17 protein-coding genes and 2 pseudogenes are annotated in these 18007 nt (G+C 61.1%); 8 read left to right on the top strand and 11 right to left on the bottom strand.

Translation table 11 applies throughout. The features are described 5' to 3' along the window. The first annotated feature begins 31 nt into the window (after positions 1-31). From AABB87_RS04060 to AABB87_RS04040, 5 genes are all read left to right on the top strand, one after another. Positions 32-958 carry a cation diffusion facilitator family transporter gene (locus AABB87_RS04060; RefSeq protein WP_341969985.1) on the top strand — a complete coding sequence of 309 codons (927 nt, stop codon included), beginning with the start codon at positions 32-34 and terminating at the stop codon, positions 956-958. Positions 959-967: 9 nt separating this feature from the next. After that, positions 968-1552: a hypothetical protein gene (locus tag AABB87_RS04055; RefSeq protein WP_341969984.1), complete on the top strand. Its 585-nt coding sequence runs from the start codon at positions 968-970 to the stop codon at positions 1550-1552. A 15-nt stretch (positions 1553-1567) separates the two neighbouring features. Further along, entirely contained in the window at positions 1568-1774 is a 207-nt protein-coding gene (locus tag AABB87_RS04050) for a hypothetical protein (RefSeq protein WP_341969983.1), read from the top strand. Between the two features lie 103 nt (positions 1775-1877). After that, entirely contained in the window at positions 1878-2561 is a 684-nt protein-coding gene (locus AABB87_RS04045; RefSeq protein ID WP_341969982.1) for a heavy metal response regulator transcription factor, read from the top strand. Beyond that, positions 2558-3892: a heavy metal sensor histidine kinase gene (locus AABB87_RS04040; protein ID WP_341969980.1), complete on the top strand. Its 1335-nt coding sequence runs from the start codon at positions 2558-2560 to the stop codon at positions 3890-3892. The genes AABB87_RS04045 and AABB87_RS04040 overlap by 4 nt, the downstream gene beginning before the upstream one ends. Before the next feature lie 41 nt (positions 3893-3933). On the opposite strand, the gene AABB87_RS04035 is transcribed toward AABB87_RS04040, so the two are convergent. Next, the gene (locus AABB87_RS04035; RefSeq protein ID WP_341969979.1) at positions 3934-4281 is read right to left on the bottom strand and encodes a CzcE family metal-binding protein; all 348 of its coding nucleotides are present in this window, start codon (positions 4279-4281) and stop codon (positions 3934-3936) included. 617 nt (positions 4282-4898) lie between these two features. Between AABB87_RS04035 and AABB87_RS04030 the strand changes: the two are divergent. Beyond that, a pseudogene (locus tag AABB87_RS04030) lies at positions 4899-5048 on the top strand (arsenical resistance protein ArsH); the annotation flags it as partial. A gap of 10 nt (positions 5049-5058) precedes the next feature. Here the strand turns inward: AABB87_RS04030 and AABB87_RS04025 are convergent. Both AABB87_RS04025 and AABB87_RS04020 read right to left on the bottom strand, forming a co-directional pair. Continuing rightward, positions 5059-5394, bottom strand: coding sequence for a YnfA family protein (locus AABB87_RS04025; protein WP_341969978.1), 336 nt, complete (start codon positions 5392-5394; stop codon positions 5059-5061). Positions 5395-5602: 208 nt separating this feature from the next. After that, positions 5603-6130: a hypothetical protein gene (locus AABB87_RS04020; protein WP_341969976.1), complete on the bottom strand. Its 528-nt coding sequence runs from the start codon at positions 6128-6130 to the stop codon at positions 5603-5605. A gap of 659 nt (positions 6131-6789) precedes the next feature. Between AABB87_RS04020 and AABB87_RS04015 the strand changes: the two genes are divergently transcribed. After that, positions 6790-7245 carry a helix-turn-helix domain-containing protein gene (locus AABB87_RS04015; RefSeq protein WP_341970273.1) on the top strand — a complete coding sequence of 152 codons (456 nt, stop codon included), beginning with the start codon at positions 6790-6792 and terminating at the stop codon, positions 7243-7245. Here the strand turns inward: AABB87_RS04015 and AABB87_RS23035 are convergent. The 4 genes from AABB87_RS23035 to gmtZ all read right to left on the bottom strand — a co-directional run bounded on the left by AABB87_RS23035 (position 7184) and on the right by gmtZ (position 12047). Then, positions 7184-7537 carry a helix-turn-helix domain-containing protein gene (locus AABB87_RS23035; RefSeq protein WP_445944831.1) on the bottom strand — a complete coding sequence of 118 codons (354 nt, stop codon included), beginning with the start codon at positions 7535-7537 and terminating at the stop codon, positions 7184-7186. The genes AABB87_RS04015 and AABB87_RS23035 overlap by 62 nt on opposite strands. Positions 7538-7781: 244 nt before the next feature. Continuing rightward, a complete protein-coding gene (locus AABB87_RS04010) occupies positions 7782-8012 on the bottom strand; it encodes an MbcA/ParS/Xre antitoxin family protein (protein WP_341969975.1) in 231 nt (76 codons plus the stop codon). Positions 8013-8227: 215 nt separating this feature from the next. Further along, positions 8228-8905: a gamma-mobile-trio protein GmtX gene (gmtX, locus tag AABB87_RS04005; RefSeq protein WP_341969974.1), complete on the bottom strand. Its 678-nt coding sequence runs from the start codon at positions 8903-8905 to the stop codon at positions 8228-8230. Then, positions 8898-12047: a gamma-mobile-trio integrase GmtZ gene (gmtZ, locus tag AABB87_RS04000; RefSeq protein WP_341969971.1), complete on the bottom strand. Its 3150-nt coding sequence runs from the start codon at positions 12045-12047 to the stop codon at positions 8898-8900. Before gmtZ ends, gmtX begins: the two co-directional genes overlap by 8 nt. A 951-nt stretch (positions 12048-12998) precedes the next feature. Between gmtZ and AABB87_RS03995 the strand changes: the two are divergent. Beyond that, positions 12999-13238, top strand: a pseudogene (locus tag AABB87_RS03995) (globin domain-containing protein); the annotation flags it as partial. On the opposite strand, the gene AABB87_RS03990 reads toward AABB87_RS03995, so the two are convergent. From AABB87_RS03990 to AABB87_RS03975, 4 genes are all read right to left on the bottom strand, one after another. Beyond that, positions 13235-14590: an NAD(P)/FAD-dependent oxidoreductase gene (locus AABB87_RS03990; RefSeq protein ID WP_341969970.1), complete on the bottom strand. Its 1356-nt coding sequence runs from the start codon at positions 14588-14590 to the stop codon at positions 13235-13237. The pseudogene AABB87_RS03995 and the gene AABB87_RS03990 overlap by 4 nt on opposite strands. Beyond that, on the bottom strand, positions 14577-16019 hold the full coding sequence (locus tag AABB87_RS03985; protein ID WP_341969968.1) for an aldehyde dehydrogenase family protein: 1443 nt from the start codon (positions 16017-16019) through the stop codon (positions 14577-14579). The genes AABB87_RS03990 and AABB87_RS03985 overlap by 14 nt, the downstream gene beginning before the upstream one ends. A 21-nt stretch (positions 16020-16040) precedes the next feature. Beyond that, entirely contained in the window at positions 16041-16937 is an 897-nt protein-coding gene (locus AABB87_RS03980; protein WP_341969966.1) for a dihydrodipicolinate synthase family protein, read from the bottom strand. An 88-nt stretch (positions 16938-17025) separates the two neighbouring features. Next, positions 17026-18000 carry a collagenase gene (locus tag AABB87_RS03975; RefSeq protein ID WP_341969964.1) on the bottom strand — a complete coding sequence of 325 codons (975 nt, stop codon included), beginning with the start codon at positions 17998-18000 and terminating at the stop codon, positions 17026-17028. Positions 18001-18007 lie beyond the last annotated feature (7 nt).

Raw genomic sequence — 18007 nt, 5'->3', positions numbered from 1 at the left:
CCAGCCCCTTTGACACGAGAAATGTAAAACGATGAGCGACAAGCACTCTCACGCCGTACCTGCGAACAAGAACGAGACCACCCTGTGGATTGCGCTCGCCTTGACTTCGACCTTTCTGGTCGCCGAAGTGATTGCCGGCGTGCTGCTCAACAGCCTGGCCTTGCTCGCTGACGCAGCGCACATGTTCACGGACGCCGCCGCGCTGGCTGTCTCGTTGGCGGCGGTGCGCTTTGGGCGCCGCGCCGCCGACAGCCGGCGCACCTATGGCTACTACCGCTTCGAGATCCTGGCTGCGGCGTTCAATGCGCTGCTGCTGTTCGCGGTCGCGCTCTACATCCTCTACGAGGCTTGGCAGCGATTCAACAGTCCGGCCGAGGTCCAGCCCACCGGCATGCTGGTCGTGGCCGTGTTGGGCTTGCTGATCAACTTGATCAGCATGTGGCTGCTCAGCGGCGGCAAGGACGAAAGCCTGAACCTCAAAGGCGCCTACCTGGAGGTTTGGAGCGACATGCTGGGATCTCTGGGCGTCATCGCTGCCGCCATTCTGATCCGCTACACCGGCTGGGCATGGGTCGACACGGTGGTTGCCGTCGGTATCGGCCTGTGGGTATTGCCGCGCACCTGGATCCTGTTGAAGGACACGCTGAACATCCTGCTCGAAGGCGTGCCAGAGGGCATTGAGCTGGCCAAGATCGAGCAGACCTTGCGGGCATGCGTCGGCGTCACCGATCTGCACGACCTGCACATCTGGTCCTTGACCAGCGGTAAGCACTCCCTGACCAGCCACATCGTCTATGACCGCACAACGGTCGACGCCGACAAGCTGCTGGTCTCGCTACGGGCGCTCCTGTCGCGGGATTTCGGGATCCATCACGTCACCTTGCAGCTCGAATCAACACCCTGCGACGAGGCGGATGCCTCACACACCTACCAGCCGGCGGTGCCGCTGGTCAGCTAGGAGGACGATATGTGGCAACGACGGAAATGGCTGCTTAAAGCAGGCGGCGGCTTGGGAGCGCTGGGCGTGCTGGGCCTGTCAGGCCTGCTGGCCGGATGCGCCAGCGCGCCGCCGCGCAGGCTCAATGCCAGCGGCCAGGCGTGCTTTGCACTACGCCGTCCGCGCCGCCTGATCTGCAGCGATGCGCTGGCACCCTCCACCGAGACCGAACAGAACATCCGGGAACTCGGCCCCATCGCCGACGCACTCACCGTGTACTTGGTGCGCAGAAGCATCGGTGATACGGGCGGCGCCGTGCCCATGACGATCGACGGGCGTCGCGGACTGACGGTCCCGCCGTTTTCGATGGCGAGATTGAGGCTCGCACCCGGCGCGCACCGGATCGTGATGACCTGGCGCGGCGAAGAGTCGGCACTGGACCTCCAGGGGCAGGCCGGCGACGTTCGCTTCGTTGAACTGCAGCGCAGCAGCGGCTTCTGGTCCTGGCACGCGCGCTATGGATGGCGAACTGTCGAACCCGAGCAACTCGCCCGCCGGGCGCTGGACAGCCGCGTGATCGCGGACCTCGATCTGAGACCCACGGTGTCCTCCTGAAGCTCCCCGGACCCCATGCCTCTTGACCTGACCCATTGGCGCGACAAGCATCCCAGCATGGTGACCTTCATGGTCACGGCTGCGGCGATCGGCTTGGTCGTGTGCATTGCCTTTCTGATCTACCTCCACTTTCGCGATCGCAAGATCCGGGAAATCCGCCGCGCGCAGAACCGCGAGCGCGACCGGACGCGAAGCAAGAAACCTCGCAAGCGAAGATCCTGAAGCGGCCAACGCTTGAAGATTCACGCACGCGCATCCGACGCGCCGGCGCCGCGATGACAAATTCGTCATGCCCGGGCGCCAGGCCAACCGTAACAATACCGGCATGAAGCTGTTAGTCATCGAAGACGAGATCAAGCTCGCTGAATACCTGCGCAAGGGCTTGAGCGAGGAAGGCTATGTCGTGGATCTCGCGCACAACGGGATCGATGGTCTCCATCTGGCATCCACGGGCGATTACGACCTGCTCATCCTGGACGGCATGCTGCCCGGCATCGACGGCTTGGCCGTGCTGACTGCACTGCGCCAAAGCAAGCAGACGCCGGTGCTCATGCTCACTGCCCGTGGCCAGGTGGAAGACAGGGTCAGAGGCCTGCAGACGGGGGCGGATGACTACCTCGTCAAGCCCTTTGCGTTTTCTGAACTGGTGGCGCGCATCCAGGTGCTGCTGCGTCGAAGCCATCCCTCGCGCAGTGATGCCGAGCCGACCCTGCTCCACCTCGCCGACCTTGACGTCGACCTGGTGCGGCGCAAGGCCACCCGCGCGGGTCAGCGCCTGGACCTCACCGTGAAGGAGTTCAACCTGCTCAGCTTGCTGCTGCGGCGTCACGGTGAAGTCCTGTCCCGGACCGAACTGGCTGAACAAGTGTGGGACATGCACTTCGACAGCGAAACCAATGTGGTGGAGGTCGCCGTGCGGCGGCTGCGCAACAAGCTGGACACGCCGTTCGATCGCACGCTGCTGCATACCGTGCGAGGCATGGGCTACGTCTTGGAAGCGCGGGAATGACGGTCCAACGGTCTGCGATCGCGCTGCGTCAGCGCCTGTCCCGCTGGTTGGCACTTCAGACCTTCATCGGCTTGGGCTTGGTCTGTGTGGCTGTCTATGTCGTCACGGCAGCCACGCTCAACAACCGGCAAGACGACACGCTCGATCAGAAGAGCGCGATGGTGAAGCATCTGTTGCAGGAAGGGCGCGTCCCTCTTGGCGATCCTGGCCTGCAGCATCAGCTCAACGACTTCCTCGCCGGTCATGAGGAACTCGCCTTGCGCTTGCTGGAACCCGACGGGCAGTCCCTCTACGCCTCGTCATCTGCGCAACCCATGCAGCCACCTTTCAAGAAGCGGACCTTCGAAGTGATTGCGCCGGTGGGCGCGCGCGGCGCTGCCCAGGCGGAATTGACGCTGGGCACGCGCGCAGACGAAGTATTGCTGCGACAGTTGGCCATGACGCTGATCGCGGCGGCCGTCATTGGCACGGCGGCCGTCTCGATCGGTTGCTTCTGGCTGGTTCGCATTGGCCTGGCGCCGCTGCGGCACCTGGTGGAGCAGACGCGTCACCTGACCGCCAGCCAGTTGGACAAGCGATTGGACGGTTCAGAGCAGCCCAGGGAGTTGCAACCGCTGATCGAGCAGTTCAATGCTTTGCTGGAGCGACTGGACCATGCGTATCACCGCATGGAAGGGTTCAACGCCGATGTGGCGCATGAACTCAATACGCCGCTGGCAACGCTGATCAGCAGCTGCGAGGTGGCCTTGCGCAAGTCACGCTCGGTGGAAGAGCTGCGCGAGGTGCTTGCATCCAATCTGGAGGACTTGCACCGGATTGCCGGCATCGTCAAGGACATGCTGTTCCTGTCCCATGCCGATCGCGGCTCCAGCGCCCGGCGCACCGCGGTGCCCAGCCTGGCTTCGCTTGCGAGCGACGTTGTTGAGTTTCACGAACCTGCGATGCAGGAGGCATCGCTGCGCGCAGAAGTGATCGGCGATGCCTCGGGCATGTTCGATGCGGGCCTGCTGCGTCGCGCCCTGTCGAACCTGCTTGGCAATGCCACGCGCTACGCCAAGCCCGGCAGCGCCGTCCTGATCCAGATCGATGAATCGCCTTCCGGCGCCGCTCGGCTCGCTGTCGTGAACCAGGGCCCCGAGATCGGCCGAGACCATTTGCCGCGCCTGTTCGACCGCTTCTATCGAGGTGATCCGGCACGCGCACATAGCGACATGAATCATGGCCTCGGCTTGTCGATCGTTGCGGCGATTGCACAGATGCATGGGGGTGAGCCCTTTGCAGAATCCAAGGACGGCGTCACTCGCATCGGCATCGAACTGTCTGCAAAGTGACGCCTCCCGGCTGACGGCAAAAGGAACGCGCCGATGGCAGATCAGCTGCCTTCACCTTCGTTGCGACTGACGTGGATCTTCAATGACTGCGTACTGAAGCCCGCGGGCGCAATAGCGGCCAAGTTGACGGACTGGTGTCCGATGACATCAAACTTCCAGGTGAAGGTTTTGTCGCCATCTCGGAAGCTGATCACATCGCCACAGTTGACGTTCAGCGACTTCGGCGCCTTGCTCAGATCGACAACCTTGCCGCTCGCAGTGGGCGTGGTCGGCACGCCGTAGACCGAGTTCCCGTTGCTCAACGTGGTGCCGTTGGCGGCGATGGCGGCATGCCCGGTGAGCACGAGTACGGCGGCGAGGATGACTGTCTTGACGTTGCGAGTGTTCATGGAATTCTCCTGTTGCGGGGCGCGTCCCGCGAGACTGCGCAGGCCCTTTGATCGCCCCAGGAGCACTGTATGAATCCGCCCTCGACACATCGCCAACAAGCAGATGACACTTTTGTCATCGTGCCCCGATCGGCCACCCGCGAGCTCGTGGTCAGATGCGCCTGTGCAGTCCTGACGCCATCGGCGCAAAACCAGAATCACTCACGCGGCATTTCGGTTTCGCTTGAGCGTTCCCCGCCGTCGGCGTCCGACGACTCGATGCTGTGAGCATGCCGGTCTGGCCGAACCGTCGGGTTGCAGTCCGGCCCGTCGTCCACGGGAGATGCGGTAGACGACACTGACTTGTCAAATGTTTTGCTTTCGCTCGCGTGCGACTTGCTACTCGGCTGCGGCTGGCGTTGCTTAGGATGGGCAGACGGGGTGTTCATGGTGACTCCTGAGTGCGGAAGAATGGACTCGCCGTGAGCAGCAATCGACGTTCCCGGGCATAGACGCCCCGCAGGAAGTTGCGGCGGCTCCTCCAAGCGCGTGGATGCGTTCACTCGAAAGTAAGCGCTCGGGCGCCAGGAGTAGCAGGAGGCCGACGAGACCGGTCGATTCAAGGGCGCGGCGACGCGTTCTACGGCCGCGTCGCCGAAGTGATGAAGGAACTGTTCAGGTTCACGTTGCTCACGCGCGACCTGAGTCCCTACCTGGCCGACCGATACAGCGAGCGCAAGGAAAGCGCCGAAGAACTGTCCGCCCGTGTGAACCAGCGCGCCATCTAAGGGCAGTGCGTCAAAGCTCGGTCCGGGAGCCGAACATGATGATGGTCATTCCAAGAAGGCATACGGCGACACCGACCCAGTCGGTAGTCGTCGGCGTAACCTTGTCGACCAACCAAAGCCAAAGCATGGCAGCGGCGATGTAAACGCCACCATAGGCAGCATAGACCCGCCCCGCCGCTGTTGGATGCAAGGAAAGCAACCAGGCGAACAGCGCAAGGCTGACGGCTGCCGGCAGTAAAAGCCAGACGGATCTGCCCTGCTTTAGCCAAAGGTACGGAAAGTAGCAGCCGACGATTTCGGCCAGCGCTGTCAATGCAAACAATCCGAACGTCTTTATGAAATCCATGGGCGAGATTGTGATCTGCCTCGTCTTGCCTGCGACGGTCCGCTTTCTGCATTGAATTTGGGGGCCACCACCGGCTGCAAATGGCCGGTCGGCAACACACAGCGTCCCGCACCGAATACCCGGTTTCGCTGCGGAGCCGACAGCCGGTTCAGGCTTTCAGTTGGCGCCTTGGCGCATCTCAACCTGGATGTCAGCGCTGAAAATGACTTCAATGGCCGCAAACAGCTAGCCACGCCGCGCGCAGTGCCAGCGCATCGGCAAGCGCATGGTGGCGCTCGAGTCCACGATATAAAGAAGACTCAAGCCAACTTGCCTCAGCGGCTAGCCCGCCTTCGATACGGCCGGTGATGTTGTCGATGTTTGTAGGCAGCAGTAGGGTTTGAACTCGATCCCAGACGCTTGCCGCCATCATTGCGTCTCGCAATAGAGCGAAGTCATCGTCATAGTCGTATGCCACGATGATCCGCTTGCCGGCATCTGCGGCTCGGGTCATCAGCCACGTTCCAGCTCGAATGCCCAAATCCCCAGCCTGGCACTTTGAATTTGGCATTCGATCGAATTGCGGAATTACGGTGGCGCGGACGAAGTCGCTGGAGACTTGAAGCCTTTGCTGGCCGATCGAGTCTCCAACTAGGTCGAGTTCTGCGTAGATCTCAGATCCACTAAGCGAGACCATCGAGAAGCTCAGCAATGCGGGAGATCTGAGGTCGGTGAATTCGGTGTCAAGGAAAACCATTGCAAGCAGATCTCACATCAAGCGCGTACAAGCTCCCGAGCATTCCTCTTTGTCTAAGTTCAGCCTTCATTCTCAAGCTTCACTCCGTGGTTGAGGCGAGGAATTTGGAATGCTTGATCTGCGGCTCTTGACCCTCCAGATAGTCGACAAAAAAGTCGGCGCCGTAGAGGTCCTGGAAGACAAAGACGTCTTTCCCATCCGCGCTCCCGCGCCACAACTCCTTCGCTGAGCGCGCTATCCAGCGTCGGGAACCCGTGCGCCAAGGCGGCAGCATGCAGATCAGGTCAGCCAGTACGCACGATGGCCGGGACCGAACGCATGCCGCTAGGTCCACAGCTCTTGAAAAGCACAGCGTGTCACGCCTGAAACCAGCTTTTGATTGGACGTCAAAGGTGGCTATGAACCAAGGTAGTTGAGCGGCTAGGTTGAACTCCCGCCAGGCTGCCTGTGGAGGCTTACCCTCGGCCGATCGAACTGACATGTAAGGCGTGGATTCTGTGAGGAACAACATCTGTGAAGTGTGGTGCGTAGCGCTTAGATCGGGAAACTAGCAAAGCGTTGATCTATGGGTGTCGGACCGCCCGACGCAAAATGCAGACGGCATATATGCCGTCTGCATTTTTCACCAGCATGCGCAAGACTGTCTCCACATTCTTCAGATGGGCCGCCAAATTGGGGGGCTTCACATGCATTGTTTGCATATCGGATTGCTTGCGCTACGGTGGAATAGAGGGTCCCACATGCTCAAGTCCATTCACAGTCGACAGAACAATCTGTTTCTGCAACTCCTCCGTGAACGCCGAAAGGGGAAGCGCCTCCGGCAGACTGATTTAGCTGACCGGCTTGGCCGCGGGCAGGCGGTCGTTAGCCGTGTCGAGCGTGGAGCGCGACGCTTAGATGTGGTCGAGTTGTGGGCGTGGCTGGCGGCGCTGGAGTGCGACTTCCTTGCATTCGCAACTGAGCTCGATCAGCGCCTCAAAACCTGCCCGGCGCCGAACGTGAGGATTGGCGCCATCCTGAAACGTTCGCCAAATGCGAATTCAACTGCTAGGGCTAACGTCGGCGAACCTTCTGACGGGCCCTCTTCGCCATCAACTGCTCAGCAGCTGCCATGACCTCTGCGCCGCTAACGCCAAACGCCTTGGATATCCGCAGCAGCAACCCGACCGAGGGTTGGCGCTCCCCGCGCTCAAGCTTTCCGTAGTAAGACCGATCAACGCCGGCGACAAGGGCAAACGCATCTTGCGCATGCCCGCGCTCCACGCGCATTGACTGGAACACTTCGCCGAACGCGAGCGCGACGTCAGGATCGAACGATGTCGAACGCCGTGTCGGAAGAGCCTTGTTCGTCGGGAGGTTTGCCACGGCGCGCAGATTGGCGCTAATGGCTGCAACTGACCACGGCATATATGCCGTAACGTGCGTACAATCAGTGGGTTGCGTGACAGGCGTAACCGCTTTGGCTGCTGCTAGGCAATTCGACTGGCCAAGATGGCGGTGCCCGAGTTTTGGGCAACTTTGAAATTCTGTGCGTAGTAGGTCTCGGATGTGGCGATAGAGCCCGCAGGGCCGCGCATCCCTACACCTATTGCCAGTCAGATAATGCCGACCGAATTGGTTTACGCGACGTCGGCGGTAGCGCTCTCCAGACTCAGCCTGGCAACCCTCCGCGCATTCGTTCGAGCAGCGTTTTTACTTTGGCGAGGCCTGAGGGTGTGAGCAGTGCCTGTGCTGGCGTAGCGCCGCCAAGGTTCGACGAAGGCTCCTCAAGCCAGACATCAAGCCAAGCACTGAGGTCAATATGATTGTCTGCGCGGCCGCTTTCCTGAAGCAGTCGACGCAGTTCGCCGAGCAGTTCTGACCTGGTTTCCGTCATGTTCATGCGTGGCACACACTTCGTTCGATTCACGATGACCCGCATGAACGGAATGCGTCGATCAACGCCAGTCGCCTGACGTTCCGGCAATCAGTCACCTGGGCTCCTGCATTGGCAGGCCTTGCGACCTTCGCACTGATCAGTCGGCCTACTTCGTGATTCCAAGCCGTAGCTCACCGAATCAACTCGCACTTGCCAACATCGCCGATGGGCTTTGGGCTCTATGCATCAAGGGCCTGCAGCAGTTTTCGCAGCCCCGACGCCCAGCCAGGGGCGAAGTACGCAACGCCGTCCTCATTGAGGAGTTCACCCTGGGGGCCGAGTGACAATTGCATCTTTGACAAGGCCATCGGCGAGATGGACATTGAAAGAGCACGCTTCTCCTGGACACTCAATAGCCCAGTAGGTGGCTTTGCTGTGTCAGCAGATTCCGGCAGTGCGCTACCGTCAATTCTGATCGTCACAGTCCCTTTCCATTTTTCCAACAAGGCGTTCTTCTTCCTAAGTTCAATCACCTCTCGCTCGAGGGCTGCTGCCGTCTGCCTAGCCCACAAATCATCGATATTGTCGAACCACTGTTTGTTGGTCGACATGGAACTACCAGGGGCTCGAGCGAGAGAGGCTTCAGCCTTCATACGCCACGCATCAATGAGTGCGCGGTAGTCGTTGGATTGCTTCTGTAGCAATGACTGGACAGTCAAAAGCCCATCGGTCTCTAATACCTTGCCGATGCTGGTGTATGTCCAGTGTTGTCCCTTTACGTCGAACCGCTTTCGGCATACATCTTGAAGTGCCTCAAGGTTCCTCCTTTTTCTCGGGTGCTTCGCTGTGGCCAGTAGCGTTGTGAACAATTGCTCAGGCTCGATGGTCGGCGTACTCCCCGTGTCAGGACTACTCATTTACCTCTTCCGAACGTTCAAGGAGCCTTGGGCCACTATCGCTGGACCGAGCGAGCACCAAACGTATCACTTTGGCACTCACAGCTGTTTTCGAATCCTTCAACAGCTTCGCCATTCCAACCTTGGTCAGGCCGAGTAGATGGCCAAGCTCGTCGCCGGACTCGATTGCCCTAATTCCCTGCAGGACCCCTTCGCCTGGTGCGTCCGGCTTGAGCGTGCGTCCGATGCGATGCAAAAACTCATTTCCGGCATTCACTTGATCCTCTTTGGAGAGGGAAAGGAAGATCGGCGGAAGGCCTTCTTTGGCCAGGCTCGCATCCAAGATCTGCGACCTGCGCCAGATCGCCTCTCCGGGGTCGAATTCCGGAAAGACGGCGTAGCTTGCCTCAGCTAAGTGGAGCTGAAGCAGTTCCGAATCGGTTTGCTTCAGAATGATCTCCAGTTCCGCAGTTCCTCCTGAGAGCACCAGGGCCTCGCTGCCTTCAGAGTGGTCGCGATTGCGTTGCACCTGCAAGACGCGGTCGATCTGTCGCTTGACGTTTAACAGCGTGGTTGCAAGGAGTGTGTATTCCGCGCCATGGCGCTCGGCCAATTTTTGTGCTTCTTCGATACGTGTCAGCATGCCTGCCTGCATGGCGTCATCCGTATGCCGCTTCCCAATTTCGTAGAGCTCACCCTGCAACTCGTGCAACAGCTTCTCCTGATCACGAGCCTTGTCCAGCGCCAGCTTCATTTGGAAGGCTGTCACGTTGAACTTGGCTTGAAGAGCCTCAATAAACGCAGGGGTTGTTATGAACCACCGGCAGTTCGAGCAGTTGTGATCACCGCCTTCGACGGGACCATGTTTCCCCTTGGAGTCGCGGCTAGAGCCTCCGTTGAAACACCCGGCGATCAAGGCGCTGTCAACGATGCGGAGAGTATTTCCACCGACCGGACAAAAACCTTCGGGCATGCGCATCCATCCCGCAAGGCGCCTGATCGACGGCGATAACTCGAAGCCGCCAAGTGCCTGAATGATGCTCTCGGCATCGTTGTATGCCGTGTCCTTCAGGATCTGGTCGATCGACGCGTTCCTGATGTGGTCCAACTCCCGCTGCGCCTTCTTCTCATCAATGCGTTGCTGTCCTTGGGAAATTGCGTCTTGCGCCGATCGCATCGTTCGCGCGTTGTAGTAAAGCAGCATCACCAATCGCGAGTGTCCAGTCAGGAGCATCACCACGTCAGGATCGATTTCACCCTCGACGATCCATGAGGTGACCAGACTCACGCGAATCGCATGTAGGTCATACACGCAAGTGTTGACGCCGCGCATGTCGTCAATCACAAGCCGTATGAATTCACCGTTCTGCGTTTTTCCCTCAGCGACAAACCGATCTTGCAATTCTTTGCAAATGGCCCACCATGCACCTTCGAGCACTCCTTGGCTCAAGGGCCAAGAAGGCTTGCGCTCGTTTGCAGTCCGCATCGATGGTTCACGGAAGAGAAAACATGCATCCAAGTAAGCTGCATACTGCTCGTCGGATTTTGCGACCAGCAGCCCGGACCCATCGAGTTCCTTCCACTTCAAACGACGCTCGATGCAGTTGTATTTTTCCTGCCAATCCCGCAGCTTGGCGAGCCAAAAGTGAATATTCCTCGACAAGCTCAGTAGCCAAAGGTACTCCGCCTTTTTATCGTCGAAGTGAGGTCTGGCAAGCTTGCCGTCCCGTCCGACAATGACCGGACAAGGTTCCATAGGTAGTGGGAGTTCGAAGCCCTTCGCCGCGCCTTCCTTGCCTCCGTCGGCTGACTTGTTGGTGTTCGCGTAAAGCATCGTGCCATCTGCCAACCCGCCACGCTGGTGCTCGACTACGCGCCGCAATACTCCGTTTCTCCACCCCTTAACATCGGCTTTTGTGTGACCTTTTCCTGGCGTAACTCGGGCGGCGCGGTGCAGATGATTTGCAAGTTGAGGGTTGCGCCGTTCAATGTCATTGAGAACCCATGGCGAGGAGTTGGCCGCCCATTTGTTGAGGCAGAAGCGCCATTCGTCGCTCTCGCCGCTATCTAACACTCGCACCTGGAAGTTCCGAAGCGCGGTAGTTAATTTTGCGAGGAGTGCTACCCATCGCACTGGTGACCAGATTTCGAAGAACGCGCGGTAGTTTCCGTCTCCCTTCTTGCCAGTGGTTCGCTTGCGCCACACGCAGTCCGGATCTTGTTTGTCGATAAGACTTTCTGGTACTTCGAACCAGTCGGCACCACCGCCATGTGAATGTTCTTGAGCCTGCTGTGCCCATTTCCAATGGCTGAAATCTTCACCTTGGGCAAGGATCATCCGAAGCCGTTCCACCCACAGATAGGGCATGGCTTCGCGCACTGTCCTGCGCGCAGTGCTCTTGCCGCACCAATCAAGCAAACTGAGTGGATTTTTGTACTCGGCTGAAACTACCGGATCGCCATCATCATCCTCAACGCTGAAGTGATGTAAAAGAACCCAGTCTAGAAAAGCCACCACTGCGTTAATCGCCGATTCTGACTTGCCAACTTCTTTGAACGTATCAGGTAGGCGGTTTGCCCGCATAAGGTACTTCGCGGGTACGCGGACGACATCCGGATCGAGGTCTTGCATCGGTGTGCCGGGCTGTCCTGCCTGACCGAGGTAGGTTTCGAAGAACATCCCGAGACCCGCCAAGTGGGCGGACAGACTCCTGGGAATCTGCCCAGCAAACTCAATTGCAAGATGGCGCCACTCAAGCAGCTGCGGGCACTTCTGCTCCATCCAGGAGAATGTTCTGTCACCACTCTTCTGAACTTTGACGATCTTCTTGCCGTCGGCGTCGACAACAGGGGTACCGAAGGAGCTCTTCACCCAAAACGGATTGCTGTAGGTCGTCGTCCCATCGGAGTCCCTGTTGAGACCATCAGCCACGAAACGCAAGAATTCGGCGATGTTTTTACTGAGCGTGGCGGCCTTTACGGACTGAAGTTGATCGCCAAATTTGCTTCGCTTCTTCTCGCGGAGTAGCGGTTGGCAGCAAACGCGCCAAAAGTCGTCGCGCAGCTCCACATTGGTGTCTAGGCTCTGACGCGGAGCGAGCAACGCTTTGGGGTCCTGTCGCCAAGCTGGGTCTTTCCACTTCTGCTTGGTTTTCTGGCCCAAGTAATGCAGGAAAAATTCCCTGAGAGATTCGACCGCAGAGCTTGTCCTGAGGCCTGCGCTTACCAGAGCCCGACCTCGTTTCGCCTTAACTGACTGACGGTAAGCCCGATCATAAAAAACGGACAACCAACGGTACCCCCAGGACTGCCACGCTGCCATATCTGGGTGTCCCTCCACCAGCCAGCGCAGTCGGGGGTCGAGGTCCCAGTTACACCATCTCTGCGCGTGCGGTACCCAAAGCAGCACGCCATCCGGGCCTATGTCGGTGCGCAAATCCTGTCTAGTTCTGGAGGCGCTCTCGGAACGTGAGAGGCATTCACTTCCAAGCAGGGTTGACGGGTCAAGTGCGGAGTGGACAGCGCGGAGGTCACCCCTTGGCGCATCCCGCGACCGTGAGCGAGAATTCACTGGCGCCCCGCTGGATTTGCTGGCGGCAGCGTTACTCGTTGGGGGCGATTTTTGTGTTGTTCGTTCGCTCATTGGCGCCTTGGACGATGCCGAACTGTTGTGCCGCCGGTAGTATTAAATCAATACAGCGGCCGTCGCTGCATGTGTTGTAAGTGCTTGATTCATAAGGTATTATCGCGATTTTTTACTTGCCCGCAAGGGGCTCTGCCGTACAGGGCGTGAACGCGCTGCTGGAACGGAATAAGTCTCCCGCCGAAGGCGATCCCCTCAGAGCTCACTGGGCTGCAAACGCAGATCGTGGGCGACCAATACTTGACTCACTGTGGATGTGTTTTGCGCCCGCACGCTACGGCGTAGCACCCATCTGAGTGGTCCTGACAGGCCGACAGCCTGGCACGAGGCGGCAAAATCTGCACGATTGCGTTGCCGCTGAAGTATGAGTGACATGTATGAGTTCTCATACATCGCGCGCCGGCCGCGCGCGCCCCCGTGCGTTGCGTGCATCTGGTCCTTCTATGATGACGGATGCTCCGGATTTGATCGTTGTGCGGCTGGCTGGGCGGGCCCGACTATTTCGTAGAGCGTTTCGGCCACCCGCGCCTGCGCGCGCGCCACATGCCGTTCAAAATCGGCCCGCTTGAGCGCGACCAGTGGATGAGCTGCATGCGCCAGGCGATGGCGGAATGCGCCCTCGACCCGGCCTTGCAGCAGCGCCTGGGCGAGTCCTTCCAGGGCACGGCGGACTGGATGGTCAATCAGCCCGGCGTTAGCAGGGTCGTTTAGCGCCCCGAGAAGCGCCCCGGCCGCAAGGGCTTCAAGTCCAGGCTGGTGCTGCGCCCAGCCACCAACTCCGCCACCAGCTTGGCCGTGGCCGCACTTTGGGTCAGGCCCAGATGGCCGTGGCCAAAGGCGTAGATCACGCGCTGATCTGCCGGGGCATAACCGATGGCCGGCAAAGAGTCGGGCAGCGAGGGCCGAAAGCCCATCCACTGCTTGCCGCCCTGCGCGTTCAAGCCTGGCATGAAGGCCTGGGCCTTGGCAAGCAAGGCATCCGCTCGCGCAAAATTGGGTGGCGCCCGCAAGCCGCCCAGTTCTACCGCGCCACCGACCCGAATGCCGCAGCTCAGCGGCGTCACCACAAAGCCGTGGCCGCCGAAGGTGAGTTGGCGGCGCAGCTCAAAGCCCGGCTCGGGCAGGGTGGTGTTGTAGCCGCGTTCAGTTTCCAGCGGAATCTTGTCGCCCAAGCTGGCTGCCAGCTGGTGGGACCAAGCGCCGCCGCACAGCACCAACTGCTGGGCTTGCACGCTGCCGCCGCCTTGAAGCTGCACCGATACGGCGCGCGGGCCGGCACGCAGACTCAGGGCTTGGGCCTGGCGCAAACGTCCGCCGGCCGCTTGCACGGCCTGGGCCAGGTGAAGACAGAGCTGCAGCGGGTCGGCAATGGTTTTCCAGCCCGGCACAAAGGTGCCGGCCACCAAGCGATCGCTCAAGCCCGGTTGCAAGCGCGCTAGCGCGGCCTGGCCATGCAGGTGTTCAAAAGCAATACCGTGCTCTTGCCGCAGCGCCCAGCCGGCGGCGCTGGCCTGCCACTCCGCTTCGCTTTCGTAGAGATGCAAGGCGCCGTCTTCACGCAGCAGGGCCGAGGCCCCTGCCGCGGCCAGCATGGCCGGCGTCTCCTGGGCCGATAAGCGCAGCAGCGCGGCCTGGGCCGTGGTGCTGGCCGCCACTTGGCTGGGTTGGCTGGCGCGCCAAAAGCGCCATAACCAGGGCGCAATGCGTGGCAGATAGCTGGGCCGCAGGGACAAAGGCCCGAGGGGATCCAGCAGCCATTTGGGCGCCTGCCGCAGGATGCCCGGCGAGGCGAGCGGCAGCACGTCCGAGAAGGCAAAGGCCCCGGCATTGCCACGGCTGGCCTCGGCGGCAACGCCGCTGCGGTCAATCACCGTGACTTGGTGCCCCTCTTGCAGCAAGCGCAGGGCGGTGGCCAGGCCGATGATGCCCGCACCAATCACCAGCACATGGGCCGTGTTTTCCTGCGCCGCCAGCGGTGGCAGGGCTGATTCGTTCAGTGCTGGCGAGGGCGGTGTCATCAGGCGCGTCAGCCAATCCCGGTCCCGGGCTTCAAGCCGAGACATAACTGGTCTTCACCGCGGTGTAGAACTCGGCCGCATAACGGCCTTGCTCGCGCGAACCGAAGCTGCTGCCCTTGCGGCCGCCGAAGGGCACGTGATAGTCCACGCCAGCCGTCGGCAGGTTGACCATCACCATGCCCGCCTGGGCATTGGCCTTGAAGTGGTTGGCCAGCTTGAGCGAATTGGTGCAGATGCCTGCCGCCAAGCCGAACTCGGTGTCATTGGCCATGGCCAGTGCAGCCTCGTAATCCTTGACGCGGCACACGCTGGCCACCGGGCCAAACACTTCCTCGCGGTTGATGCGCATCTCGGGGCTGGTGTCGGTGATCAAGGCCGGGCTCATGTAAAAGCCTTGGCTCGTGCGCTGCAAGCGCTCGCCGCCGCAAACCAGGCGTCCGCCTTGATCTTGGGCGATGGCCACATAGGCCAGGTCCAGTTCAAGCTGGGTCGCGTCGACCACCGGGCCGATCTGCGTGCCGGCTTCTAGCGCATGGCCGACCTTCAAGGCCGCCAGCGCCTCGCCGCAGGCGTTCACGAAACGGTCGTGAATGCCTTCGGTGACGATGAGGCGGCTGGACGCGGTGCAGCGCTGGCCGGTGGAGTAGAACGCGCCTTGCACCGCGGCATTGACGGCCAGGCCCAGGTCGGCATCGTCCAGCACCACGAGGGGGTTCTTGCCGCCCATCTCCAGCTGCAGCTTTTTCAGCTTGGCCCCGCAGGCCGCCGCCAGGCCGCGGCCGGTGGCGACCGAGCCGGTGAAGCTGATGGCATTGACCAGCGGGCTGTCAACCAGGCGCGGGCCCACGACCGAGCCGCGCGCGAACACGAGATTGAACACGCCGGCGGGCAGACCCGAGCGCGAGATGATCTCGGCCAAGGCCCAGCTGCTGCCCGGCACCAGATCGGCGGGCTTGAATACCACCGCATTGCCGTAGGCCAGGGCCGGGGCGATCTTCCAGGCGGGAATCGCGATGGGGAAGTTCCAGGGTGCGATCAGCCCCACCACGCCCACCGGCTCGCGCCGCACATCGATTTCAATGCCGGGCCGCACCGAGGCCAGCAACTCGCCGGCCTGGCGCAGCGCCTCACCGGCGAAGAACTTGAAGATGTGGCCGGCCCGGGTGACCTCGCCAATGCCTTCCGGCAAGGTCTTGCCTTCTTCCCGCGAGAGCAGGCGGCCCAACTCTTCGCGGCGCGCCAGGATCTCGCTGCCGATCTGGTCCAGCACATCAAAGCGCTGTTGCGGTGTGCTGCGCGCCCAGGCTGGCGCGGCGGCGGCTGCTGCGTTGATGGCTTGGTCCACCGCACCCACGCCCACATGATGGGCATGCCCGATCAGGTCGCTGGTGTCCGAGGGGTTGATATTGGGCTGGGCGAAAGTGGCTTGGGCTGTGGCCAGCCATTCGCCGCCGATGAAGCTATTGAAATCCATGCTGCGCTCGCGGGTCAGACTTTAGGCCAGGGTAGGCAGGGTGGGGCGCTTGGCCAAAGCCTGGCGCACCAGGGCTTCGACGCGGGCGCGCTGCTCACCGGCCAGCGGCATGCGCGGGGCGCGGACGCGGTCGTTGGAGTCGATCACCAGCGCTTCCACCAGCTTGAGGTTTTGCACCAGATAGCTGGACACGTCCAGATCCAGCAGCGGGCGGAACCAGCGGTAAATGGCCAGGGCTTCGTCGTAGCGCTTGGCTTGCATCAGCTTGTAGATGGCCACGGTTTCCTTGGGGAATGCCACCACCAGGCCGGCCACCCAGCCCACGGCGCCGACGGCCAGGGCTTCGAATGCCAGGTTGTCCACCCCGGTGAAGACGTCGTAGCGCGAGCCCAGGCGGTTGATGATTTCGGTGCTGCGGCGGATGTCGTCGCTGCTTTCCTTGACGGCGACGAAGCGCGGGTCATCGGCCAGCTCTTCCAGGATGTCGGTGGTGACATCCACGCGGTAGGCCACGCGGTTGCTGTAAATCATGATGGGCAGATCACCGGCGGCGGCGATGGCGCGCAGATTGGCCACGGTCTCGCGGTGGTCGGTGTGATAAATGGTGCTGGGCACCACCATCAGGCCATCGGCGCCGGCTTCGGCCGCTTTGCGCGCCAGGGCGCAGGCGTCCCGGGTGGAGGCTTCGGCCACGGTCAGGATGGCGGGCTTGCTGCCGCTGATTTGCTTGGCCGTTTTCAGCACGGCCACGCGCTCCTCGTGCGAGAGCATGGGGCCTTCGCCCAGCGAGCCGCAGGCGATCAGGCCGTCACAGCCCGCGTCCATCTGCAGCTGGAAGCAACGCTCCATTTCGGGGAAGTCGAGTGAACCGTCAGCGTGGAATTTGCTGGTTACTGCTGGGATGACGCCTTGCCACATGGGGAATCCTTGTTGGGAGTGGATGAAAGTGAGAGACAGAGAGAGGTCAGAGGAACTCAGGGGAAAAATTAGTACAAAGCTCGCGTGATCAGTGCGCAGGCTTGGCGTGCGCGTCGACAGCAGCCGCGCCTGCCGATGTCGCGCTGGGCTGAATCTGCTGCAGCCATTGGCTGAATTCGCCATCGAAGCGGCTGCCCCAGCCGCGCAGCAGGGCCTGGTAGCGCGGATAGTCGCCGCGGCGGGTGAAGCTCAGCATCTGCTCCAGCTCGCCCCGGTGTCGTTCCATCATGAAACGCACGGCCAGGTGGCCCCAGCTGTAGACGCGCGGTGCGCCGCCATTGCTGATGTAGCCGGTGTCGAATAGCTCGCTCAGCGCATAGCGCTTTTCATCGAGGATCAGGGCGACCGCCTTGGGGTTCTTGTCGCCGTGAGCGATGTATTCGGCGATGCCTTCGGTCCACCAGACCAGATAGGGCGTCAAGGGCGCCGGTTTGGGGCAGTTCTCGGGTGCGTCGTGGGAGTCGTGCAGATTGGCGCAGAAGTCGCCGTAGAGGTTGTAGCGCCCGTCCAGATAGTGCACAAACTCGTGGCCCAGATTGAGCACCGTGCCGTCCTTGTTCTGGTTCGCCACAAACTCGGCCTGATTGCCGGCGCGGCCCGGCAGGCCTTCCAGATACATGCCGCCGTTATTGGTGGGCATATTGAAGTGCGCGCCGGCATGGCGTTTGAAGGCATCGCTGGAGGCGTAGATATTGGCGCGCAGCGAGTCGTTCAAATCATGTGCCACCGGCTTGCCTGCCGTTTGAAACAGCTGGTGAAAGCGCTGCTCGATGGCGGCCAGGTCCTGGCAGATGGCGGCCTCTTGCGCGGGCAGCAAGGCTTGCGAGCGCAGGCTCAGGCTGGCGCTGCAACGGTGTTGGCGGCTCAGGACTTGCTCGACCGGGGCGATGCCGCTCTCGCTGGCTGCTGGGTTGCTTACTGGGTTCGTCCGGGGCGCGATGCCGGCGCAGCCCACCAGCCATGTGGCGCCCAGCAGGGCCAGAAATCGGTGGGTGAGTTGCATATTCAAA

The organism is Roseateles sp. PN1 (genome assembly GCF_038419725.1).
Taxonomy (GTDB): domain Bacteria; phylum Pseudomonadota; class Gammaproteobacteria; order Burkholderiales; family Burkholderiaceae_C; genus Paucibacter_A.
The sequence above is the reverse complement of the archived record's forward strand: the minus strand, read 5'-3'. Positions and strand labels throughout refer to the sequence as shown.

Coding starts and splice junctions, on each gene's coding strand:
- AABB87_RS04060 (WP_341969985.1), top strand. CDS start 32: ATGAGCGACAAGCACTCTCACGCCGTACCTGCGAACAAGAACGAGACC.
- AABB87_RS04055 (WP_341969984.1), top strand. CDS start 968: ATGTGGCAACGACGGAAATGGCTGCTTAAAGCAGGCGGCGGCTTGGGA.
- AABB87_RS04050 (WP_341969983.1), top strand. CDS start 1,568: ATGCCTCTTGACCTGACCCATTGGCGCGACAAGCATCCCAGCATGGTG.
- AABB87_RS04045 (WP_341969982.1), top strand. CDS start 1,878: ATGAAGCTGTTAGTCATCGAAGACGAGATCAAGCTCGCTGAATACCTG.
- AABB87_RS04040 (WP_341969980.1), top strand. CDS start 2,558: ATGACGGTCCAACGGTCTGCGATCGCGCTGCGTCAGCGCCTGTCCCGC.
- AABB87_RS04035 (WP_341969979.1), bottom strand. CDS start 4,281: ATGAACACTCGCAACGTCAAGACAGTCATCCTCGCCGCCGTACTCGTG.
- AABB87_RS04025 (WP_341969978.1), bottom strand. CDS start 5,394: ATGGATTTCATAAAGACGTTCGGATTGTTTGCATTGACAGCGCTGGCC.
- AABB87_RS04020 (WP_341969976.1), bottom strand. CDS start 6,130: ATGGTTTTCCTTGACACCGAATTCACCGACCTCAGATCTCCCGCATTG.
- AABB87_RS04015 (WP_341970273.1), top strand. CDS start 6,790: ATGGGCCGCCAAATTGGGGGGCTTCACATGCATTGTTTGCATATCGGA.
- AABB87_RS23035 (WP_445944831.1), bottom strand. CDS start 7,537: ATGCCGTGGTCAGTTGCAGCCATTAGCGCCAATCTGCGCGCCGTGGCA.
- AABB87_RS04010 (WP_341969975.1), bottom strand. CDS start 8,012: ATGAACATGACGGAAACCAGGTCAGAACTGCTCGGCGAACTGCGTCGA.
- gmtX (WP_341969974.1), bottom strand. CDS start 8,905: ATGAGTAGTCCTGACACGGGGAGTACGCCGACCATCGAGCCTGAGCAA.
- AABB87_RS03990 (WP_341969970.1), bottom strand. CDS start 14,590: ATGTCTCGGCTTGAAGCCCGGGACCGGGATTGGCTGACGCGCCTGATG.
- AABB87_RS03985 (WP_341969968.1), bottom strand. CDS start 16,019: ATGGATTTCAATAGCTTCATCGGCGGCGAATGGCTGGCCACAGCCCAA.
- AABB87_RS03980 (WP_341969966.1), bottom strand. CDS start 16,937: ATGTGGCAAGGCGTCATCCCAGCAGTAACCAGCAAATTCCACGCTGAC.
- AABB87_RS03975 (WP_341969964.1), bottom strand. CDS start 18,000: ATGCAACTCACCCACCGATTTCTGGCCCTGCTGGGCGCCACATGGCTG.